General features: G+C 40.0%; 26 protein-coding genes and 1 riboswitch. Of the genes, 21 read left to right on the top strand and 5 right to left on the bottom strand.

What is annotated here, in order from left to right; genetic code table 11:
- Positions 1-24 precede the first annotated feature (24 nt).
- The gene (locus tag NSQ61_RS10130; RefSeq protein WP_339199168.1) at positions 25-627 is read right to left on the bottom strand and encodes a lytic transglycosylase domain-containing protein; all 603 of its coding nucleotides are present in this window, start codon (positions 625-627) and stop codon (positions 25-27) included.
- Positions 627-1,217 carry a CYTH domain-containing protein gene (locus NSQ61_RS10125; protein WP_144596603.1) on the bottom strand — a complete coding sequence of 197 codons (591 nt, stop codon included), beginning with the start codon at positions 1,215-1,217 and terminating at the stop codon, positions 627-629. The genes NSQ61_RS10130 and NSQ61_RS10125 overlap by 1 nt, the downstream gene beginning before the upstream one ends.
- Before the next feature lie 112 nt (positions 1,218-1,329).
- On the opposite strand from NSQ61_RS10125, the gene NSQ61_RS10120 reads away from it, so the two are divergent.
- The 15 genes from NSQ61_RS10120 (at position 1,330) to NSQ61_RS10050 (ending at position 14,226) form a co-directional block, all read left to right on the top strand.
- Positions 1,330-1,698 carry a UPF0738 family protein gene (locus tag NSQ61_RS10120; protein ID WP_130157355.1) on the top strand — a complete coding sequence of 123 codons (369 nt, stop codon included), beginning with the start codon at positions 1,330-1,332 and terminating at the stop codon, positions 1,696-1,698.
- A 12-nt stretch (positions 1,699-1,710) separates the two neighbouring features.
- Complete coding sequence (locus NSQ61_RS10115) at positions 1,711-2,340, top strand: GTP pyrophosphokinase (protein WP_063387496.1); 630 nt, start codon at positions 1,711-1,713, stop codon at positions 2,338-2,340.
- Between the two features lie 20 nt (positions 2,341-2,360).
- The gene (locus NSQ61_RS10110) at positions 2,361-3,155 is read left to right on the top strand and encodes an NAD kinase (RefSeq protein ID WP_063387497.1); all 795 of its coding nucleotides are present in this window, start codon (positions 2,361-2,363) and stop codon (positions 3,153-3,155) included.
- Between the two features lie 15 nt (positions 3,156-3,170).
- The gene (locus tag NSQ61_RS10105; RefSeq protein WP_311067043.1) at positions 3,171-4,070 is read left to right on the top strand and encodes an RluA family pseudouridine synthase; all 900 of its coding nucleotides are present in this window, start codon (positions 3,171-3,173) and stop codon (positions 4,068-4,070) included.
- A 104-nt stretch (positions 4,071-4,174) separates the two neighbouring features.
- Positions 4,175-5,539, top strand: a complete 1,365-nt coding sequence (gene mgtE, locus NSQ61_RS10100) for a magnesium transporter (RefSeq protein ID WP_311067044.1) — start codon at positions 4,175-4,177, stop codon at positions 5,537-5,539.
- A gap of 25 nt (positions 5,540-5,564) precedes the next feature.
- Complete coding sequence (locus tag NSQ61_RS10095; RefSeq protein ID WP_311067045.1) at positions 5,565-7,418, top strand: monovalent cation:proton antiporter family protein; 1,854 nt, start codon at positions 5,565-5,567, stop codon at positions 7,416-7,418.
- Between the two features lie 54 nt (positions 7,419-7,472).
- Positions 7,473-7,581, top strand: a riboswitch (TPP riboswitch).
- A gap of 139 nt (positions 7,582-7,720) precedes the next feature.
- On the top strand, positions 7,721-8,335 hold the full coding sequence (gene tenI / locus NSQ61_RS10090) for a thiazole tautomerase TenI (RefSeq protein ID WP_339211173.1): 615 nt from the start codon (positions 7,721-7,723) through the stop codon (positions 8,333-8,335).
- Positions 8,322-9,434 (top strand): glycine oxidase ThiO, encoded by a 1,113-nt coding sequence (gene thiO, locus NSQ61_RS10085; RefSeq protein WP_339229407.1) that lies wholly within the window; start codon positions 8,322-8,324, stop codon positions 9,432-9,434. The genes tenI and thiO overlap by 14 nt, the downstream gene beginning before the upstream one ends.
- A gap of 7 nt (positions 9,435-9,441) precedes the next feature.
- Positions 9,442-9,645: a sulfur carrier protein ThiS gene (gene thiS, locus NSQ61_RS10080; protein ID WP_063387503.1), complete on the top strand. Its 204-nt coding sequence runs from the start codon at positions 9,442-9,444 to the stop codon at positions 9,643-9,645.
- A gap of 6 nt (positions 9,646-9,651) precedes the next feature.
- Positions 9,652-10,419 (top strand): thiazole synthase, encoded by a 768-nt coding sequence (locus NSQ61_RS10075; protein ID WP_063387504.1) that lies wholly within the window; start codon positions 9,652-9,654, stop codon positions 10,417-10,419.
- Positions 10,416-11,429: a ThiF family adenylyltransferase gene (locus NSQ61_RS10070; RefSeq protein ID WP_340808099.1), complete on the top strand. Its 1,014-nt coding sequence runs from the start codon at positions 10,416-10,418 to the stop codon at positions 11,427-11,429. The genes NSQ61_RS10075 and NSQ61_RS10070 overlap by 4 nt, the downstream gene beginning before the upstream one ends.
- A 14-nt stretch (positions 11,430-11,443) precedes the next feature.
- A complete protein-coding gene (gene thiD / locus NSQ61_RS10065) occupies positions 11,444-12,256 on the top strand; it encodes a bifunctional hydroxymethylpyrimidine kinase/phosphomethylpyrimidine kinase (protein ID WP_063387506.1) in 813 nt (270 codons plus the stop codon).
- A gap of 98 nt (positions 12,257-12,354) precedes the next feature.
- A complete protein-coding gene (fabI, locus tag NSQ61_RS10060; RefSeq protein ID WP_063387507.1) occupies positions 12,355-13,131 on the top strand; it encodes an enoyl-ACP reductase FabI in 777 nt (258 codons plus the stop codon).
- 279 nt (positions 13,132-13,410) lie between these two features.
- On the top strand, positions 13,411-13,797 hold the full coding sequence (locus NSQ61_RS10055; RefSeq protein WP_063387508.1) for a CotO family spore coat protein: 387 nt from the start codon (positions 13,411-13,413) through the stop codon (positions 13,795-13,797).
- 87 nt (positions 13,798-13,884) lie between these two features.
- Complete coding sequence (locus NSQ61_RS10050; RefSeq protein ID WP_340806879.1) at positions 13,885-14,226, top strand: DUF1360 domain-containing protein; 342 nt, start codon at positions 13,885-13,887, stop codon at positions 14,224-14,226.
- 909 nt (positions 14,227-15,135) lie between these two features.
- Here the strand turns inward: NSQ61_RS10050 and NSQ61_RS10045 are convergent.
- Positions 15,136-16,170 (bottom strand): hypothetical protein, encoded by a 1,035-nt coding sequence (locus NSQ61_RS10045; protein ID WP_327856668.1) that lies wholly within the window; start codon positions 16,168-16,170, stop codon positions 15,136-15,138.
- 336 nt (positions 16,171-16,506) lie between these two features.
- Positions 16,507-17,226: a hypothetical protein gene (locus tag NSQ61_RS10040; RefSeq protein WP_063387513.1), complete on the bottom strand. Its 720-nt coding sequence runs from the start codon at positions 17,224-17,226 to the stop codon at positions 16,507-16,509.
- Positions 17,227-17,478: 252 nt separating this feature from the next.
- On the opposite strand from NSQ61_RS10040, the gene NSQ61_RS10035 reads away from it, so the two are divergent.
- From NSQ61_RS10035 to NSQ61_RS10010, 6 genes are all read left to right on the top strand, one after another.
- The gene (locus tag NSQ61_RS10035) at positions 17,479-17,946 is read left to right on the top strand and encodes a hypothetical protein (protein ID WP_063387514.1); all 468 of its coding nucleotides are present in this window, start codon (positions 17,479-17,481) and stop codon (positions 17,944-17,946) included.
- A 73-nt stretch (positions 17,947-18,019) separates the two neighbouring features.
- Positions 18,020-18,172 (top strand): hypothetical protein, encoded by a 153-nt coding sequence (locus tag NSQ61_RS10030; RefSeq protein WP_161939805.1) that lies wholly within the window; start codon positions 18,020-18,022, stop codon positions 18,170-18,172.
- Complete coding sequence (locus NSQ61_RS10025; RefSeq protein ID WP_339229405.1) at positions 18,153-18,359, top strand: hypothetical protein; 207 nt, start codon at positions 18,153-18,155, stop codon at positions 18,357-18,359. Before NSQ61_RS10030 ends, NSQ61_RS10025 begins: the two co-directional genes overlap by 20 nt.
- Positions 18,360-18,495: 136 nt before the next feature.
- Positions 18,496-18,627 carry a YjcZ family sporulation protein gene (locus NSQ61_RS10020; protein WP_063387516.1) on the top strand — a complete coding sequence of 44 codons (132 nt, stop codon included), beginning with the start codon at positions 18,496-18,498 and terminating at the stop codon, positions 18,625-18,627.
- A 169-nt stretch (positions 18,628-18,796) separates the two neighbouring features.
- Entirely contained in the window at positions 18,797-19,054 is a 258-nt protein-coding gene (locus tag NSQ61_RS10015; RefSeq protein ID WP_063387517.1) for a stage VI sporulation protein F, read from the top strand.
- Positions 19,055-19,182: 128 nt separating this feature from the next.
- Positions 19,183-19,383 carry a hypothetical protein gene (locus NSQ61_RS10010; protein ID WP_063387518.1) on the top strand — a complete coding sequence of 67 codons (201 nt, stop codon included), beginning with the start codon at positions 19,183-19,185 and terminating at the stop codon, positions 19,381-19,383.
- A 7-nt stretch (positions 19,384-19,390) separates the two neighbouring features.
- On the opposite strand, the gene NSQ61_RS10005 is transcribed toward NSQ61_RS10010, so the two are convergent.
- Positions 19,391-20,065 carry a DUF421 domain-containing protein gene (locus tag NSQ61_RS10005; protein WP_063387519.1) on the bottom strand — a complete coding sequence of 225 codons (675 nt, stop codon included), beginning with the start codon at positions 20,063-20,065 and terminating at the stop codon, positions 19,391-19,393.
- Positions 20,066-20,219 lie beyond the last annotated feature (154 nt).

Here is a 20,219-nt window from a genome sequence, read left to right as displayed (position 1 = left end):
AAGGTGCTGTTTGTTTGCACCTTTTTACGCAAAATATTTTTGAGTAATTTTATTTACATAGTTTTGCGTTTCTTTAAATGGCGGGATGCCTCCATATTTGTCGACATTTCCCGGACCGGCGTTGTATGCAGCCAGCGCCAATTTTACATTACCGTTATATCGGTTTAAAAGCTGTTTTAAATATTTTGTGCCGCCCTCGATATTTTGCACAGGATCAAACGGATTTTTTACACCGAGCGCTTTTGCTGTAGAAGGCATGAGCTGCATATAGCCGGCAGCTCCTTTAGGACTGACGGCATTTGCCTTGAAGCTTGACTCCTGTTGAATCACAGCTCTGATTAATTTGGCATCGACGCCGTATTTTTGAGCCATCTGCTGAATGATTTCATTTAGATCAGCGGAAACCTGTTTCTGTTCATTTGTTTTTTTGGCAGATTGGGAGGAAGACAGTGAAATATTCTCTTTGGCCGTTTCAGATTGTACATCTTGTTCGATGAAGGCATTTAAAACATCCTGAAAGTTCAGCGAAATTGCTGCATCTTTTGTTTGCGGCCCATCGGATTGGCCTGACAAAAGACGAAGGACTTCAAGCTCAAACAGAACATTGAAATTATAGTTTGTATTCATCACAAATTCTCCTTTGAAAATTTTGCGGAATAAAACCGCTTTATTTTATTTTCTGTTTGACGGATCGGGATGTTGTGTTTGTTTAAAATCTCCAAAAATTGCTGCTTTCCTTCCTTTTCATCCTCTGCCTCAAATTCGATTTCAAAATCCTCTCTATTTTCATATCGGCTATGATCGAGAACAATTTCACCATTTTTATATTTTTTTGTTGCCCGGCTTGTAATGAGCGAACCGAAACAAAGAAGGCTTTCGGGCTTGATTTCAAGCTGTTTGATTTTTTCGACCACTGATCCCTCCTTCGGAAAGACCGACTCATGAATGGCTGAAACTGCTTCTTGATCGGTTAAAAACTGGTGTGTTTCCAGCAATCCGACATGATAAGGCTCCTTTAATGTCAAAACATATTGATCCTTCTTTTTGCGAATTCTTAAAGCGGCGCCATGATTTTTCAACGCAAAACATTTTGTGTCAAAATAATAGTTTTCCTGCTCGGCAAAATCTTTTTCGGTCAATTGAAAAAAATCAGCTAAGCGGTGGAATTCTTCTTTTGTAAGCAGGTTTTTAAATTCTATCTCAAGCTCTTGAACCATCGGGCATTCCTCTCTATGATTAATATCAAAATAAGGTAATGTAGTTATTAATATGATACAATAAAATATACACGAGATGAACTTGAAATGTTTGATTGGAAGGGTGAACAGCATGAAAAAAAGAATTAAAGTGCTGGCGGTTAGCAAAACGGAAGGCAAATTGCTGCTCGAAACGGAGCATGTCCATGATGCAGGGAATCTCGCAGCAAAAGGACAGATGCTGGTAGATTCAGACCAATTTTCTTTTATATACATATTGGATAATGGCGAAGACTTTCTTTACATAGATTTATCATCGGATATTTGGCCTCATTTAAAAGAAGCCAAAAATGAAGAGCTTCCTGTTTATGCTAAAGTGGGAGAAAAAGAAATTTTGCTTACCCAATTTCACGAGGAGCTCGAGTTTTTGCTTGAAAATATAAAGGGAAACGCAAATTACGGCGAGGAGATGGAAAAAATGGTCGAAAGCGTGTTTTATTAGGAGGGGGGCTTTATGAACTACAAGGAATGGGAGCAATTTTTAGCGCCTTATAAGCAGGCAGTGGAAGAATTAAAGGTCAAATTAAAAGGGATTCGTTCCCAATTTGAACTAAGAGGAGAGCATTCTCCAATTGAGTTCGTGACAGGCAGGGTAAAACCTGTGCCGAGCATTTTAGATAAAGCGAAGCGAAAACAAATTCCACTTGATAAAATAGAAGAAGAAATGCAGGACATTGCCGGTCTCCGAATGATGTGCCAATTTGTCGGCGACATTCAATTGGTTGTTCAAATGCTAAGAGATCGGCATGATTTGGAAATCGTGGAGGAAAGAGACTACATAACCCGAAATAAAGAAAGCGGCTACCGCTCTTACCATGTTGTGGCCCGCTACCCGGTTCAATCGTTCGAAGGATTGAAAAAGGTTTTGGTTGAAATTCAAATTCGTACGCTTGCCATGAATTTTTGGGCGACGATTGAGCATTCTTTAAATTACAAATATAGCGGGAACATACCTGAACAGATTAAAATCCGCTTGCAGCGCGCAGCTGAAGCAGCTTACCGGCTGGACGAGGAAATGTCGCAAATACGGGGAGAAATTCAAGAAGCGCACGCGATATTTTCACGCAAAACAGAAACAACATAAAAAAGGAGAATGATACTTAAATGAAGTTTTCGATCACATCAAAAGGTGATGAAACATCTAATGCTTTGGCGCAAAAAATCAGAACCTATTTGCTCGATTTCGAGTTTCAATATGATGAAGATCAGCCGGATATCGTGATTTCCGTCGGGGGAGACGGAACATTGCTTTATGCATTTCATCGATATAATAAACGATTGGATAAAACAGCGTTTATAGGAGTTCATACGGGGCATTTAGGATTTTATGCCGACTGGCTCCCGAATGAAATTGAAAAAATGGTGATTGCAATTGCTAAAACACCGTTTCAGATCGTTGAATATCCATTGCTTGAAGTGGTGGTCCGGCATAATGGCGGGAGTGAAGCCTCCTACCTTGCGCTAAATGAATGCACAGTGAAAAGCATTGAAGGGACTCTCGTCATGAATATAGAAATTAAAGGGCTTCTCTTTGAAACATTTCGAGGAGATGGGTTGTGTATTTCAACACCGACAGGAAGCACCGCCTACAATAAAGCGCTTGGCGGTGCTCTCATTCATCCTTCACTGCGGGCTATTCAATTAACAGAAATGGCTTCCATAAACAACAGGGTGTTCCGGACAATCGGCTCGCCGTTAATTTTGCCTGACCACCATACGTGTATGCTAAAGCCTGTCAATGATGTTGATTTTCAAATTACAATCGATCATTTAACACTTCTTCACAAAAACGTCAGGTCCATCCAATGCCGGGTCGCACAGGAAAAGGTAAGGTTTGCGAGATTTCGGCCTTTCCCATTTTGGAAGCGGGTCCGGGACTCGTTTATTGGCGACAGATAAAGGAAAGAGAAAAACATGGGGACATTTCAGCTTCATTGGGACATCAAAAAAGAACATCATGGCTGGCTGCTTAGAGAATTTTTGCGGGAGCATCATATTTCTAAATCCGCTTTAACAGATATTAAATTTAACGGTGGAAAAATTGTCGTTAACGGGAACGAAAAAAATGTCCGATACGTCTTACAAGAAGGCGATCAAGTAACCGTCCATTTTCCGGAAGAAAAGAGAAGCCAGTCGCTCATTCCAGAGAACATACCATTGGACATTGTTTATGAAGACGATTATTGCCTTATTGTAAATAAACCGGCGTTTTTGTCCACCATTCCGTCTAGAGAGCATCCGTCAGGAAGTCTTGCGAACGGGCTTTTACACTATTATGATCAACAGCGGCAAAATCTTACGGTGCATATCGTCAATCGGCTTGACCGGGATACATCCGGGCTGCTTCTTGTAGCCAAACATCGCTACAGCCATTTTCTTTTTTCAAAGGAACAGCAAAAAGGAGCGGTAAAACGGACATACATCGCAATTGTCCATGGAAGGATCAGCGAAGACGAAGGCACCATCGATGCGCCAATTGCAAGAAAGAACGATAGCATCATCGAGAGAACTGTCAGGGAGGATGGAAAAAAAGCTATTACGCATTTTCGGGTCATAAGCCGCTTTTCTGACAAAACGGTTGTTGAGGTAAAGCCTGTAACTGGTAGAACTCATCAAATTCGTCTACATATGTCCTATATAGGTCATCCGCTTTTAGGAGATTCGCTTTATGGTGGACAAAAAGAAGAAATTGACCGCCATGCCCTCCACAGTCAGTCGCTGTCCTTCTATCATCCCGTTTTGCATAAAAATTTGACGTATATTTGCAAGCTTCCTCCTGATATGGAAAAAATAATAAAGCATGCGCGCCTGTAAGTGCATGCTTTTGTTATGAAAAAATGTACGACAAAATCAGATAGATTTGTTAATATAGTAAAACACAAAACTTTTCGATATTTTTCCGGAAAGGAGGAGATTTTATGCAGCCTAAAACAGATGCACCGGAATACAGACAGTTGATGATTGACAAGCTGAGAGAGAACAATGTAGAGGAATTCCGTTCGCTGTTTTTTGAGCTACATCCATATGATCAGGCAAAATTTTTTCTAAAACTTGACCAGCCGGATAGAATGCTTTTATATCAAATTCTATCTCCGGAAGAAATGGCGAATGTTTTTGAAAATATAAGGGATGATAAAAACCGCTACAAATCGCTGCTTGAGGAAATGCATCCGGCATTTGCCGCCAAAATGATGGAATACATGTACGCTGATGATGCGGCAGATGTATTAAGTGAGCTGACAAAAGAGAAAATTTCCAGCTATTTAACCATCATGGACGCTCAAACTGCCAAAAGCATAAGCGAGCTTCTTGATTATGAACAATTTACCGCAGGAAGTATTATGACAACCGAGTTCGTTGCCATTAATGCCAATTATACGGTGCAGTCAACGATGGACTTGCTGCGGAAAGAAGCTCCTGATGCGGAAACAATATATTATTTATATGTGATTGACGAAGAGAAACATCTTGTTGGTGTCCTGTCGTTAAGAGATTTAATTGTTCATGAAGACGATACTTTGATTGCTGACATTATGAAAAAGAAAGTCTACTCGGTATCTGTGGCGGATGATCAGGAAGAAGTAGCAAGAAAGATGAAGGACTACAATTTTTTGGCTCTTCCGGTTGTTGATTTTCAACATCGTCTTGTTGGAATTATAACTGTTGATGATATTATTGATGTGCTGGACGAAGAGGCTTCTGACGATTATTCGAAACTGGCCGCTGTCTCGGATGTAGATTCATATGATCCGAATGCTGTTTCTGCTGCCAAAAAAAGATTGCCATGGCTTATTATTCTCCTATTTTTAGGAATGTTCACCGCCGGCCTAATCGGCCAGTTTGAAGAAACGTTGAACAAAGTGGCAACTTTAGCGCTCTTTATACCATTAATTGCAGGGATGGCTGGAAATACAGGAACACAAGCTCTCGCTGTTGCCGTAAGAAGAATTGCAACAGGCGAAGGCACTTCCGAACGCGTGTGGAAAATTATTCTCAAAGAAGCTGGAACCGGCTTGATTACCGGAACAGTATGCGGAATTGTTGTTGCACTGACAATTTTTATTTGGAAGCAGAAATTTTTCTTAGGACTGCTAGTGGGTCTTTCCATATTGTCAACGCTGACTGTTGCGACAATTGCCGGGGCGTTTGTTCCTCTTGTCATGCACAGGCTTCGTATTGACCCGGCTGTGGCCTCCGGTCCATTTATTACAACGATTAATGATATGATCAGCATTTTGATTTATTTTGGCATGGCGACACTATTTATGAACTATTTGCTCTAACAAAATTAGCTAAAGGAGGCGTAATATGGAATCACATGCAGTAACCTCTCTTGTCATCGTGTTGGTAGGCGCTTTTTTAACCCCGATTTTGCTGCATCGGTTCAAACTGGCATTCATTCCTGTCGTCGTTGCGGAAATTATTGTCGGATTAATCATCGGGAAAACGGGATTTAATTTAGTGCAAGAAGATGTATGGCTGTCAACTCTCTCAACGCTGGGATTTATATTTCTCATGTTTTTAAGCGGGCTTGAGATTGATTTCACCATTTTCTCCAAAGAGAAGAAAAAAGAAGAAAAGCTGTCCAACGGAAAAAAAGCTCCTCATACTTTTTTGGTTGCGTCAATTGTTTTTCTTGGCATTTTCGTTGTTTCATTACTTTTATCGTATTTGTTAATGTGGATGGGATTTATCCGCAATGCCTTTTTCATGACGTTAGTGATTTCAACGATTTCTTTAGGAGTAGTAGTGCCGACGCTGAAAGACGAGCAAATTATGAAAACAACCATCGGCCAAATTATTTTGCTGGTGGCTGTCATAGCCGACCTTGTCACCATGATTTTGCTGGCGGTTTTTGTCTCCTTAAACAGCGAAGGAGAAAGCAATACGTGGCTTCTGCTTCTTTTGTTTGCAGCAGGCGTACTGCTTTACTTCATTGGCAAAAGGTTTAAAAGTCGATCCTTTATTAAATCGATGTCAAAAGGAACGGTTCAAATTGGAACAAGGGCGGTTTTTACGTTAATTCTCGCACTTGTAGGTTTATCGGAAACGCTTGGGGCAGAAAATATTTTAGGCGCCTTCCTTGCGGGAGTTTTAGTCTCGCTTTTATCGCCTAATTCAGACTTGGTGCAAAAGCTAGATTCGTTTGGCTACGGTTTTTTAATCCCGATCTTTTTTGTCATGATAGGGGTGGAATTGGATTTATGGGAATTGATCAAAGATCCGAACCTTCTTTTGTTAATTCCTTTGTTATTTCTCGCCCTCTTGATCTCAAAGTTTATTCCCGTTTTTGTGCTGAGAAAATGGTATGATACGAATACAACGATTGCGGCGGCGTTCTTGTTGACTGCTACTTTATCATTAGTTATTGCGGCAGCTGAAATTGGACAGCGAATCGAACTGATTGATAAGCAAATGGCTGACGCACTAATAGTAGTTGCCGTGTTAACAAGCATTATCACGCCGATAGGATTTAAAAAATTATTCCCTAAAAAAATGGCGGTGCAGCCTAAAAAGAAAATTGCTTTTATTGGTGCAAATCAAATGACCCTTCCAGTCACAAGAGAATTGGACAAAAATTTGTATGAAGCAACCGTATATCATACACAGCAAGACAAAATTGAAAACGGGACTGCTCAATCGGTGTTTAAAATTGAAGAATTGAAAGACTATTCGATAGAATCATTGAATGAACACCACATAATGGAAGCTGATATAGTAATAGTGGCTACTGGGGATGAAGAAAGAAATGCGGAAATTGCGACATATGCAAAAGAATGCGGCGTAGAACAGGTCATCGCCTCAATTTCTTCCCCGGAGTTGGATCAAGCATTAAAAGAAAAGGGGATCAGCGTATTTTCCGTCATGCTGTCAACAAAAACGCTGCTCAGGGCTTTGATCGAATCGCCTGGCGTTATGCGGATCTTAACAAACCAAGACAACTCTCTTTATCAAATTAATATGAATAACCGAAAATATGATGGAATGAAGCTTCGATACTTTCCGTTTACAGGAGATTGTATCTTTGTCCGGATTTTTCGAGGTGAAGATTCCATTGTGCCTCACGGCGATACCGAATTGAAAAAAGGGGACCGCTTGATTGTAACGGGTTCCCGCAAATATGTAAATGAGTTAAAAGATGAGCTGGAATTTAGCAAATAATATTTGCAAACAAAACAAATTGTGATAGCATGAAATTAGTATGAAAATTTAATAAGCATCCACTAGGGGAGCCTTTGGAAAGGCTGAGATTAAAGTGTTGACTTTAAGACCCTTTGAACCTGATCTGGATGATGCCAGCGTAGGGAAGTGGGAATTTGAAACATATGTCTGATATTCCATTACCACTTTCCAGCAAGGAAGGTGGTTTTTTATTGTTTCCAGTCTCACCCTTGGACAGCTGCTTTCCAGTTTTGAACCTTGAAAGACGAGTGTGAGCGTCTTTCTCATGAAAGGAATGTACAATGTTGGAACTTCATGCCGTAACAGACGGAACAAAACCGGTCAACGAGCTAATACGCATAATTTTGTCCATATCAGATCATGTTGATTACGTTCATATACGAGAAAAAAATAAAAGACCATGTGAGATCATTCATCTTGTAGAACAGCTTTTGGCAAACGGGATAAGGAGAGAACAGCTTGTTATCAACGATCGGCTCGATGTTGCGCTCCTAACAGGCGTTCAAAATGTTCATCTTCCGGGAACCGGCCTGCCGGTAAAAAAAGTGAAAAGCGCTTTTCCGCAAATAAAAGCCGGTGTCAGCGTCCATTCATTAGATGAAGCGGTAAAAGCAGAAAAAGACGGAGCAGACTATTGTTTTTTCGGAAACGTTTTTGAAACGAACAGTAAAAAAGGACTTCCGGCAAAGGGAACAGATTTGCTTGGGAAAATCGTTGGACACGTCAATATTCCTATTATCGCCATCGGTGGGATCACGCCTGATAATATGCAAAAGGTTTTAGAAAAAAAAGCAAGCGGTATTGCCGTTATGTCCTATATCTTTTCTTCGAAAGATCCAGAGAGCGCTGCCAAACTTTTCAGGAAAGGGGAAGCTTTTTCAAATGAACGTTTTTGATGTTGGAATCATCGGGGGAGGGGTCATCGGCCAAGGGATCGCCTATGAGCTATCAAAAGCAGGGCTGAAGACCGCCGTGTTTGAAAGCGGCGAAATCGGAGGTAAAGCGACATCCGCTGCAGCAGGAATGCTGGGTGCCCATTCTGAAAATGAAAAAAGAGACATATTTTTTGAGCTATGCTTAGAGAGCCGAAATTTATATCCGAGCCTTGCAAAAGAATTATTGGAGCAATCTGGTGTGGATATTGAGCTTGTGCAGGAAGGCATGTATCGGCTTGCATTTACTGAGGATGAAGGCCGCTTTCTGCAATCGCTTGCAGATGAGGATGAGCTAGAATGGCATTCAAGGGAAAACGTACTGGCAAATGAGCCACATGTTTCTGAAGACATTGTGGGAGCTCTTTGGCTTAAGCATGACGGCCAAGTAAAAGGTTCATCTGTTTGCCACGCATATGCGAAAGGCGCTAGAAAATATGGTGCATCTATTTTTGAACAATGTCCTGTTTTCGACGTGATTAAAGAGGGAAAAGCATACAAGCTTGTCACTTCCCAAGGAGTTTTTATATGTGGAAAAGTCGTCGTTTCAAGCGGAGTTTGGAGTGGCTTTTTCTTTGAAAAGCTGGGGCTGAGAAATCCAATGAAGCCCGTTAAAGGAGAATGCTTAGCCATAAAACCGAAAAAACTGGTGATCAACAAAACAGTGTTTTACGAGCACTGTTATATCGTACCGAAAAAAGACGGCACCGTTATTATTGGAGCAACTTCTTATGAAAACGACTGGGATACGCATCCGACAGTCAAAGGAGTATCCGAATTAATGATAAAGGTTCAGAAAATTATGCCAGAAATCGGGTCTGAACCGGTCGTTAGTGCTTGGTCGTCGCTCAGGCCGCAAACAGCTGACGGCTGGCCGTATTTTGCCGAGCACCCGGAGCATGAGGGAATCTTTTTTGCGACCGGCCATTATCGAAACGGCATTCTTCTAGCGCCGATTACAAGCTTGATCGTAAAAGACATGATTTTGAAAACGAATCAATATGAGCGTTATGTTCATACCTTCTCTTTAAACCGATTGCTTTCTGATGCGAAAGGGAGGTGATTAAACAGTGAAACTTCGCATTAACGGCCAGCAGATGGAAGTGGAGAATAGTGTTCGGAACATAGAAGATTTGCTGAACTTTTTTCAATTGCAGGAAAGAATTGTTGTCGTTGAACGAAATGGTGAAATTGTTTCAAAAGAACAATACAGTATCCAGACATTAAATGATGGTGATCAAATTGAAATTGTCCATTTTGTTGGAGGGGGATGATGATTCATGTTAAAAATAGGTGATAAAACATTTCAGTCGAGATTAATGTTAGGAACTGGAAAATATCCGTCTTTTGAGATACAAAAAGAAGCGGTGGAAGCCTCAGGTGCTGAAATTTTGACATTTGCCGTCAGAAGAATGAATATTTACGAGCCTTCACAGCCAAATTTTTTGGAGATGTTGGATTTATCGAAATATACGCTTCTGCCGAACACGGCTGGGGCAAAAACTGCTGAGGAAGCAGTCAGAATCGCCAAGCTTGCGAAGGCATCAGGATTATGTGATATGATTAAGGTGGAAGTAATTGGAGATGATAAAACGCTTCTCCCTGATCCGATTGAAACATTGAAGGCATCAGAGATGTTATTGGAAGAAGGGTTTATTGTTCTTCCATACACTTCAGACGATGTTGTTCTGGCGAAGAAGCTTGAAGAATTAGGGGTTCATGCCATCATGCCGGGAGCATCTCCGATCGGATCAGGCCAAGGAATTGTCAATCCTCTCAATTTATCATTTATTATTGAGCAAGCAAATATTCCAGTCATTGTTGATGCCGGAATCGGTTCGCCGGCAGATTGCGCACTCGCCATGGAGATGGGAGCAGATGGAATCTTATTAAATACAGCTGTTTCCGGTGCAAAAGATCCTGTGAAAATGGCGAAGGCAATGAAGCTGGCGATTGAAGCAGGCAGACTTGGATATGAAGCAGGACGCATTCCGAAAAAACGGTATGCGCAAGCAAGCAGTCCAACGGAAGGAATGTTAACGACATAATGGAACGATATTCTCGCCAAATCTTGTTTTCTCCTATTGGAGAAGAGGGACAAAAAAAATTGCTGAAAAGCCATGTGCTCATTGTTGGAGCTGGAGCACTCGGCTGTGCAAGCGCTGAAATGTTAGCCCGTGCTGGAATCGGTAAAATAACCATCATTGACCGTGATTATGTCGATTGGAGCAATCTCGGGCGTCAACAGCTGTATACGGAAGAGGATGCGAAACAAAAGCTGCCAAAAGCGGTTGCTGCCAAAAAACATTTGCAGGAAATCAATTCGAACATTTCGATTGAAGCGATTGTGGGCGATTTCTCAATTGATTTTATTGAACATGTAAAGGATGTCGACCTTATCATCGATGGGACTGACAATTTTGAAACGAGATTTTTCATCAATGATTTAGCGATGAAGCACGAAATACCTTGGATCTATGGGGCAGTAGTGAGAAGTTATGGAATGACCGTTTCCATCGTTCCGAAACAAACACCATGCCTCCATTGTATGCTCCAAGCGATTCCGTCTGACGGAATGACGTGCGATACAGTTGGCGTGATCAGCCCGGCGGTGCAAATCGTCGCCTCTTATCAAACAGCAGAGGCACTGAAATATTTAGTCAGCGGAGAGGTGTCCAAGCAGTTAGTTTCATTTGATGTTTGGACAAGGGAGCATTCTGCAGTGGACATGACAAAATTAAAAAAGGCCGACTGCCCATCGTGCGGACATCACCCGACATATCCATATTTGTCGGTTGAAAATGGATTAAAAACAGCGGTTTTGTGCGGAAGGAATACCGTACAAATACGTCCGCAGCAAAAACAGAAGATTTCGCTATCAGAAATTATCAATCGTTTGCGCCCGATCGTGAAAGACTTAAAAGGAAATGCTTATTTAATTTCCTTTCAGGAGGATGATTTCCGCGTTGTGCTTTTTCAAGACGGAAGAGCATTAATTCACGGCACTAAGGAAGAAGAGAAAGCAAAAGCTATTTATCAACGTTACTTCGGAGCTTAAATGGAGGTGTGTTTATGACCATTGGAAAAGCGTTGACGATTGCCGGGTCCGATTCAGGAGGAGGCGCGGGAATTCAGGCAGATTTGAAAACTTTTCAGGAGTTGGATGTATACGGAATGAGCGTGATCACGGCCGTTACGTCTCAAAACACATTAGGTGTTCATGGCGTCTACCCTGTTCCGATTGAAGGGGTGATCAGTCAGCTTGATGCAATTGCTGAAGATTTATCGCCAGATGCGGTCAAAACAGGAATGCTTTTTAATCAAGAAATCATCCAAATCGTCTCAAATAAAGTTCAAAAGCATGGATGGGAAAAAATTGTCGTTGATCCAGTAATGATTGCCAAAGGCGGACATCCATTACTTGAAGAGTCTGCCATCAACGCGCTCATCAACGACTTAATTCCGCTTTCGTTTATTGTGACGCCGAACATCCCGGAAGCGGAAGCGATCACGGGCATCGAGATAAAATCGTTTGATGATCGGAAAGAAGCTGCGAAAAAAATTTGCCAAATGGGAGCAAAGCATGTGATCATAAAGGGAGGACATCAGCCGTCGGGCAGCGAAATCATTGATTTGTTGTTTGACGGGCATGATTTTTATGAATTTAAAGGCAACTATGTAAACACAAAGCATACGCACGGAACAGGCTGCACTTTTTCTGCTGCGCTGACAGCTGAGCTCGCCAAAGGTAAAGACGTTATCGAAGCCGTAAAAACCGCAAAAGAGTTCATCCATCTTGCTGTAGAAAATGCGCTAGGCATTGGAGGCGGCCACGGTCCTACCAATCATTGGGCATATAAAAGAAATTTAGCTGCTTCGAAATAACATAAGCCGGACATATATGTTCTGGCTTTTTTCTCTTTTGTCCTTTATAATTATGATCAGGTATTAATAACTTGTAATAATGTTTAGGAGGATTTTCCATGAAATTGAATTTGGAAGGCCGAAACATTGTGGTCATGGGTGTTGCAAACAAGCGAAGCATTGCTTGGGGAATTGCCCGCTCTTTGCATGAAGCAGGAGCAAGATTGATCTTTACATATGTGGGCGAAAGAATGGAGAAATCGGTTCGAGAGCTTGTAGATTCGTTAGGACGGGAAGATTATCTCGTGCTGCCTTGTGATGTAACAAAGGATGAAGAAATCGAGCAGTGTTTTGAAAAAATTAAAAGCGAGGTTGGTGTGATTCACGGTATCGCTCATTGTATCGCCTTTGCGAATAAGGAAGAGCTGAGCGGTGAATATTTGAACACAACAAGAGACGGCTTCCTGTTGGCCCACAACATCAGTTCTTATTCTTTAACGGCGGTTGCGAAAACAGCCCGTCCTTTGATGACAGAAGGCGGAAGCATTGTTACATTAACTTACTTGGGCGGTGAGCGAGTCGTTCAAAACTACAACGTAATGGGAGTTGCGAAAGCGTCATTGGATGCTAGCGTGAAATATTTGGCGAACGATCTAGGTAAAGAAAATATTCGCGTCAATGCCATTTCCGCTGGTCCGATTCGTACGCTTTCGGCAAAAGGTATCAGTGATTTTAATTCAATTCTGAAGGAAATAGAAGAACGTGCTCCGCTGCGCCGAACCACAACACAAGAAGAAGTTGGAGACACTGCGTTGTTCCTGTTCAGCGATCTTTCCCGCGGCATTACAGGGGAAACGATTCATGTTGATTCAGGTTTTCATATTTTAGGTTATTAAGTTAGCTGAAAAAGATTAATCTGTGTGCGTTACTCGCACAAGATTAATCTTTTTTTATGGCAGGATAAAATGAAATTTTGCTGTCAGCTTCAAGGTGCCACTATTTCAAGCCGTGAAGCTTGGATTTATTGTTGATGTTCTGTTACGACTTTTTGTCTCAATGTGCAGCGATTTTCAAATGCTCTTTTGTCATAAGAAAAAGTTAGATTTCCGTCATGATTTCATTCTATCGTGTCATAAAATAATGAGAGAAATCATATTAGAGGGTGGCGATCAAACTTGATTAAAAAAGAAAAATTAGAACCTTTGATGTATATTGTCCAGCCGAATATAAAAAAACCTGAAGTGACCATGCAGTCGACGTTATTAAAAAAAATTGCAAATAATTCTAAGCAAGCGGTAAAGAGTACATGGACGAAAGAAGAGATTTATAAAAGAAGAAGAGAATTGGCAAATATGACGGTTCATGAAAAGATCGATTTCTTTTCAAGTCTTCCGGAGCATGTGTATAAAAACGTATGTGAAATTAAAACAGTAGAGAAAACATACAAAGGAATTATTTTGTCAAAGGAAAACGATGTCGTTCAAATCCGTACATTTGATCAAAATGAACCTTTGAAAATAAAATCGAAAAGTATTTTAGACATAAAAGTGTTAGGGAATTAAAATGGAGAACTCGGTTATGCCGGGTTTTTTATTTGAACGATACAAGTCTTCTCACTATGTTGGGGAACGAAAGGAGTATTGATTCCGATGGAATGGCATTGGTTTTCATTTGCTCTCATTGCATTGGCAACTTTTCGATTAACGAGAATTATAGTGTTTGATAAAATCGCTTCTTTTTTGCGCGCTCCATTTATAACAATTGTGGAGGAAAAAGCGGAGACAGGTGAAACCGTTTCTTTTTTCAGACCGAAAGGAAAAGGGCTTCGATTGTGGATCGGTGAGCTTTTAAGCTGCTATTGGTGCACAGGAATATGGTGTGCCGCCATTTTATTTTTTGGAAATGAATATATAAACATCATTTTCTATCCGATTACAGTTATTTTAGCGATCTCAGGCTTGGCAGGAATTATTGAACATTTACTTGATTGATTGTCGCCATTTACAATGTCCCTCAAGCACGAATTGAATAAACTAAGGGAATGGTTTGTTAAAGACATGAAAAGCGTTCATTTCGTCAGGAACGAATATTGAACCATGAACAATTTACAGCTTAAAATGCCCCTCAGGCGGAATAGGCTCACTCTGGGAATTAGGTGTAAGGAAATAAAAGGGGTTCATTTTGGTCAGAAACGAACAGGACGATATAGAACCTATGAACCTTTATAGCTTAAAATGATCTTCAAGCGGAATCGCTCACTCTCGGAATTGGGTGTAAGGAAATAAAAGGGGTTCATTTTGGCCAGAAACGACAGGACGATATAGAACCTATGAACCTTTACAGCTTAAAATGCCCCTCAAGCGGAATCGGCTCACTCTCGGAACTGCGTGTTAAGAAAGGGAAAGGGGATGAAAGTTGCCGTTTTGTCAGGAACGAAAAGGAGCAATTTGACCCCATTTATGAACGAAATGAATAAACATTTAAAGCCGGAAGCTTTAATAATTTCTTGCTGATTTCAAACACCACTGTGGAGCATGTCCCTTAAGTCGAAGCTTTAGCAATAGACGATTCAAAAAAACGGAAAAAGTGTAAGAAAACCTGAATTTTTTACGAATTCGATCCGTTCATCTCAATTTCATTGATTTATGAGACTGACATGGCGGCTGCATTTCTTTACGAGAAGTTTCAGCGTCAAAAAGTTTTTCTGGCGGCAAAGTTCTTATTCTGACTAGCACCCTGTAATGAATTTTGCCGCCTATCGCTGAAAGGTAAGCAGCCAATTTCGAATGATTGTGTGGAAAGGACAGATTGTTAAAGTCGTGAAAAAAGAAACGGTCAAAAAATGAAAGTTCTTTTATAACCGAAAGGAATATAAAGAACTTTCATTTTTTGACCGTCTGTTAATTGATAATAATTTTGTTTTCAAACGGAATGCCTTCTTTCTTCTCCTGGCAATATACAAACCCTTCAATCACCAGCGCTTCATCGAAGACATCGAATGGGAAAGTAATGTGAAAGCCTTCAAAAGAGATTTTTTCATTTGGTTCGATCGATAATTTTTCACTAGGTTTCAGCCAGTATTCCCCTTTTTCTTGAATTTGCTTTCGCCATTCCGGGTGCAAATACTCCCATTCCAAGGAAGAATGAGTATTATAGTTGAAATCATTTTCGTTTTGATTTTTGGTTGTAATGATTTTTCCGCTGAATTGAACGTGCTGATGGGGATGAATGTGAATGCATAATACAGGATAATGCAAAGGTTGTTCTGTGATGTTTTCCATCAAGGCATTGCCAAGAATCGTTACCGGATCATCGCTTTCACGAGGAAGAACAATCGAATACGAAAATTGAGCGCGAATCGGATCGTTTATGGAGGCGTTTTTTTCATTTTGGACAGATTCATTCTCTTGTCGTTGGACATTTTTTTCGTAAAGTGATTGGAATAAAAATTGAGAGACATCTAAAAGTTCATTTCGTTCAGCAGTTAATAAATCGATTTGAAGCTGCTCTTTTTTCGATTCGGTGATCAATCGTTCTTTTTCCTTTATTTCAAACAAAAGGTCTTGAATCTTTTTGTCAGCGGCTTGCTTTTCCTTTAATAAACCAGTGACAGCTGCTTTCAGCAGTTTTAATAGGTCGTTTCGCTCCTCTTCAACAATGGAAAGCTGATTGCTGATCTTTTCAACATGTTTCTCAGCTTCTTTTAATTGGGATTGAACGGAAAGGATTTCATGTTCAAATTGTTCTTTTGCGATGCGATATTGCTCGCTGGTTCGGATGACTGCTTTGTAATATTCCGTTTTTTCCTGTTCCTGCAGCAGCTTATTTTGCATGCTTGCCAATTCATTTTTGTATTTCGAAATTTCGGATTTATAGTGGATAAGCTGCTGCTGAAGCTGTAAATAATCCTGTTTGTTCCGTTTTATTTTGTTCATTGAATCTCCTCCTCGGACAAATAAAAAAATATAAGTGGAAAACAGTTTGTTGCCATTTCCTCCAAACAGAAGAATTTTTATTTAACGATTTAACAGGAAAATAGTATAAATGATAAAACCTCAGATCATTAATAAGCGTGATGTACGGAATTTGGCTGATAAGCGTTTCAAAACAGCCCAATTTGCTATAAAAGGATGGAAACTCACAAAGCGCCGCTACCGCCAGCTTTGAAAGAGCAGTTTTACTATACATATGTATGTTTCCTTCATTTAACACTTTCCCGGAAAAATGAGAGGAAAAATAAAAAGGGGAGAGCGTCCCCTTTTGCAATTAATTTATTCCTCCAAGGCGTAATCGTCGTTTGGAAAAATTTCCGGACATTGCGGCGGAATTTGCGGGTTTGCGCATGTAAGAGATGAAGGAAGTTCCCGACGAGGTCTGCAAAATTTTCCTTCTACCTCAAGCTTCACTTGGGCTTCCATTTGCACATCTAGACAGATCGTGATAGAAATGTCTAATTGGCTGAATGATTTATTATCCCAAATCAAGTTAGCGTCAGTTTCAAAATAGGAAACGTGGCTGTTTAATGTTGTGCCGGGCGGCGCGCATAGGAAGAAAGTTTGAACCGTTGCAAATGGAATAGCATCTGACACACTAGTGACAGTACCTTGCAAATCGGAGATCGCAACGACAATATACCCTCTGATCAGAACTTTTACTTTTTGAAGGGTAATTTTTCCTCCTTTTGGTAAATGAACGACTACTGATTGACGACCTTGCGGCTGAACGATTTCTGTCACCGTTATAGAATTTGGTGAATTTGGATCAACAGGATTTCCCAAGCTGTCTGATAAGTAGCAATTGACATTTAAAAGCCCATCTTCAAACAGTGAAAACGGATCTTCCGATGTCCCTGCTATTCCATCGAAATTAAAACCGATGGATGATAATTTTCTAAAGCTTAACTGAGGAAGATCAATTTGACGGTTCACCCAGTCATAAACTTTCGGAACGCGAATACATAATCTCTCTGTATCATGTCCCAAATGGCTCATGCTGTTACCTCCTAATCATTCTGATTTCCAAAACCTTCTTAGGTGTCGGACTACTGTATATTATGAGCAAACTGGTTAAATGTGCAGTGACAGGAGCGGAAAATTTAATTTTTTAAAAAATTCTCTTTCCATTTAAAGAATGGTTTTGCCTCGTTTTAAAAATTCATTTAAAAAGCCATTTGTATCTTTTTAGTAGGCTTCTGTCAACATTTTTTATTTGAGCTCATACATTTACAGTGAGAGGTGAGATAGATGGCGCAAATCAATAAAGAATTTTTGCAACGGATGAGAGCGGAGCTTGCGTTTTATAAAGAAAAGGCAAAAGAATCGATAGAATTGGAAATATTATTGCAGGAAAAAGAGCGGGAGCTTGAAAAAGCAATCAAAGAAAACGAAAAGCTAAAAGAAACGATCGAAAAGCACCGCCAGAGCAATGATCGAAATTTAAAGTGGGAGGAACGAAAAAAGCTTTTAGAAAAAATCGAAGTGTTAAAAAGAAAATTAGCTGAAAAAAATCATCATCTGGATGAAAATGAAAAAAAGGAGGACGAACAAAAACAGGAAGATTGGTTTTTCCGAATTTTAAAGGAAACGCAAGCCATTCAAGGAACAGTTGAACCTCAGGAACGGAAGGAATATTTTGTGAAGGAAAAAAACGAACAGAACAACCAAAAGGAATTTCATTTTTGGATGATGGACGATGTGGTCAAAAACGATTAGAAAGAACACAGATCAACCTTATTCTTCATACGATGAATAAGGTTCTTATTTTGAGGGAAAGGGGAGAAACCTATTGAAAGAAAACATAAAAGTTTTTTCCAGTTCATCGACGAAAGAAAATGCGATCAAAAAGAAGATGATGAAAAAGAAAATACATCCATTCGGAATAAAAATTTACAATTCAACGACTTCCGGTGGCTGCGGCTGTGGGAAAAAAGGGTTTTAAAAAGGGAAATATGAACAAGCTCGAAAAGGAATTCGTCAAATGGATCGAAGGTATGTACAAAGAACATGACAAAGTGCAGCAAAAATGTTCAAGCTGGATGATGAAAAAAGACAGGGAGCTTTTAGACCTTGAAAAAACGGCGGCAAAATTTGAAAAAGAGATCGAAAGGATTGAAAAACAAATTTGATAGGAAAATGAAAAGGGAATCAAAACAGGTTGAAACCCCACCTAAAAAATCCGCACTTGCCCATCTTGTGTGTCCACTCCAAATGAGGAATTGCTTCATACAGTATAGTGATGAATAAAGGAGGAGGTGCAGAAAAATGAGCTTTGGTTGCGGATATGGTGGATACAGCTATCCTTATAGCGGCGGTTTTCATAATAACAGCTTTGTGCTAATCGTCGTTTTATTCATCTTGTTGATTATTGTTGGTTGTTCCTGTTTTAAATACTAATCTGTAAGTCTTTTACAATACTAATGGTGAGTGCTGGTCACGGATGGATGTCCGCCTTTTACAAGGCGGACTGTACTTTTTCTTCATCACGTTTTCATTTCATTTTCATAAAATATTAAGGCCTGTTATACAGGTCATTTCGACAACTTAGGAGGGGACGAATTTCAGAATGGATCATATTTTTAAAAATATTGAGAAAAAAACCGGCGTCAATATGAAAGATGTACTCGAACTGGCCAATTCTTTGCAAAATTCCAATTTTAATGATGAAGCAACTGTCAGAAAAGTGATCAAGCGGGTTGCGCAATTGGCGAATCGGCCGGTTCCAAGAGAATTAGAAAATAAAATTGTCAATGCGATTGTAAACGGAAAAGAAAATATGGATTTTAACACCATCGCCAATATGTTGGACAATAAGAAAAAATAGCGCGTCAGCGGGTGTGCTCCCGCTGATGTTTTTTACATGATGTTTCAATTTTTAGAAAAACGGGTAAAAATGAATGATAGATCGATTTAGAAAATAATTTTTTGCAAATCAAGAAAGGAGAGAGAAACATGGGATATATTTTTTCCGTTCAGACTCCTGCCTTTTATGAATATGCCAACAGAGCTGTTCAGCCAAAGGAAGATTATGCGAAAGTCAAACAGCGAAACAATGTTATGATGAATGAAGAATATTGGCATTTCCAGCTAAAGCAAGATTTATTCGCAAATAAGCGCAAATATAGCAAAAAAAGATTTCATGAATATGTTTAGAAACAAGCTAATATTTTTGGACAAATAATCCGTTGTTTTGATCCCATTCCGCGTAAAAAACATCTTTCGCGTCTTCCACACTGTAAGCGAGAAGCTGCTGCTGAAGCCATTTTTCATCAAAACCTGCTTCTTTTAAATTTTCACTAACCACTTCTCCGTCAACAATAATCGTGTAGGGGATGGTAGCTGGCGAAGATAAAATATTTAAATCGTTTCGGGTCGGCTTATCAAATTCCGATTTTTTCAATACGCTGATCGTGCCGTCCGTTTCAAGAACTGCGTATTCCACTTCGCGGATCGAAAAAGCTCCTTTTGCTCTTAGTAAATGTTGAAGCTGGTTCATATCAAGCTTGTTTTTTTTCAGCTGATCACGAATAATTTTTCCTTTGTGGATGACCATTGACGGAGCTCCTTCCAGTATTCCGCGGGTTCTTCTCCATTTTTGTGTGATGAATTCCAATAAATAGATTAGCATTCCCCATATCACGACCGTAAATAATATTTTTTCAACGCCCATTTTTACATCATATACAGCATTGCCAACTAGCTCACCTAAAACGAGCGCAGAGATAAAATCGAACGTCGTGATTTGCGTAATTTGTGTTTTACCTAGTATTTTTGTCAATAGAAAAAGGGCAAAGAAACCGAAGACCAGTTCAGTGGCAATTGCTACAAATTCCATTTCCATCACCTTTGCTAAGATCGGTAATGGTTAGGTTGTCCCAACTGCCGAAATTCATGTACATTCTTTTAAAAAACTATGGGAAGTCGTGCGGTGGAGAAAATGGAGAAACATTCGAATTGATCTGAATGTAATACAGGGAGATTTTTAACCT

It is taken from the genome of Aeribacillus sp. FSL K6-1121, assembly GCF_038003725.1.
GTDB lineage: Bacteria > Bacillota > Bacilli > Bacillales > Aeribacillaceae > Aeribacillus > Aeribacillus composti.
This window is presented reverse-complemented; position numbering and strand designations above follow the sequence as displayed.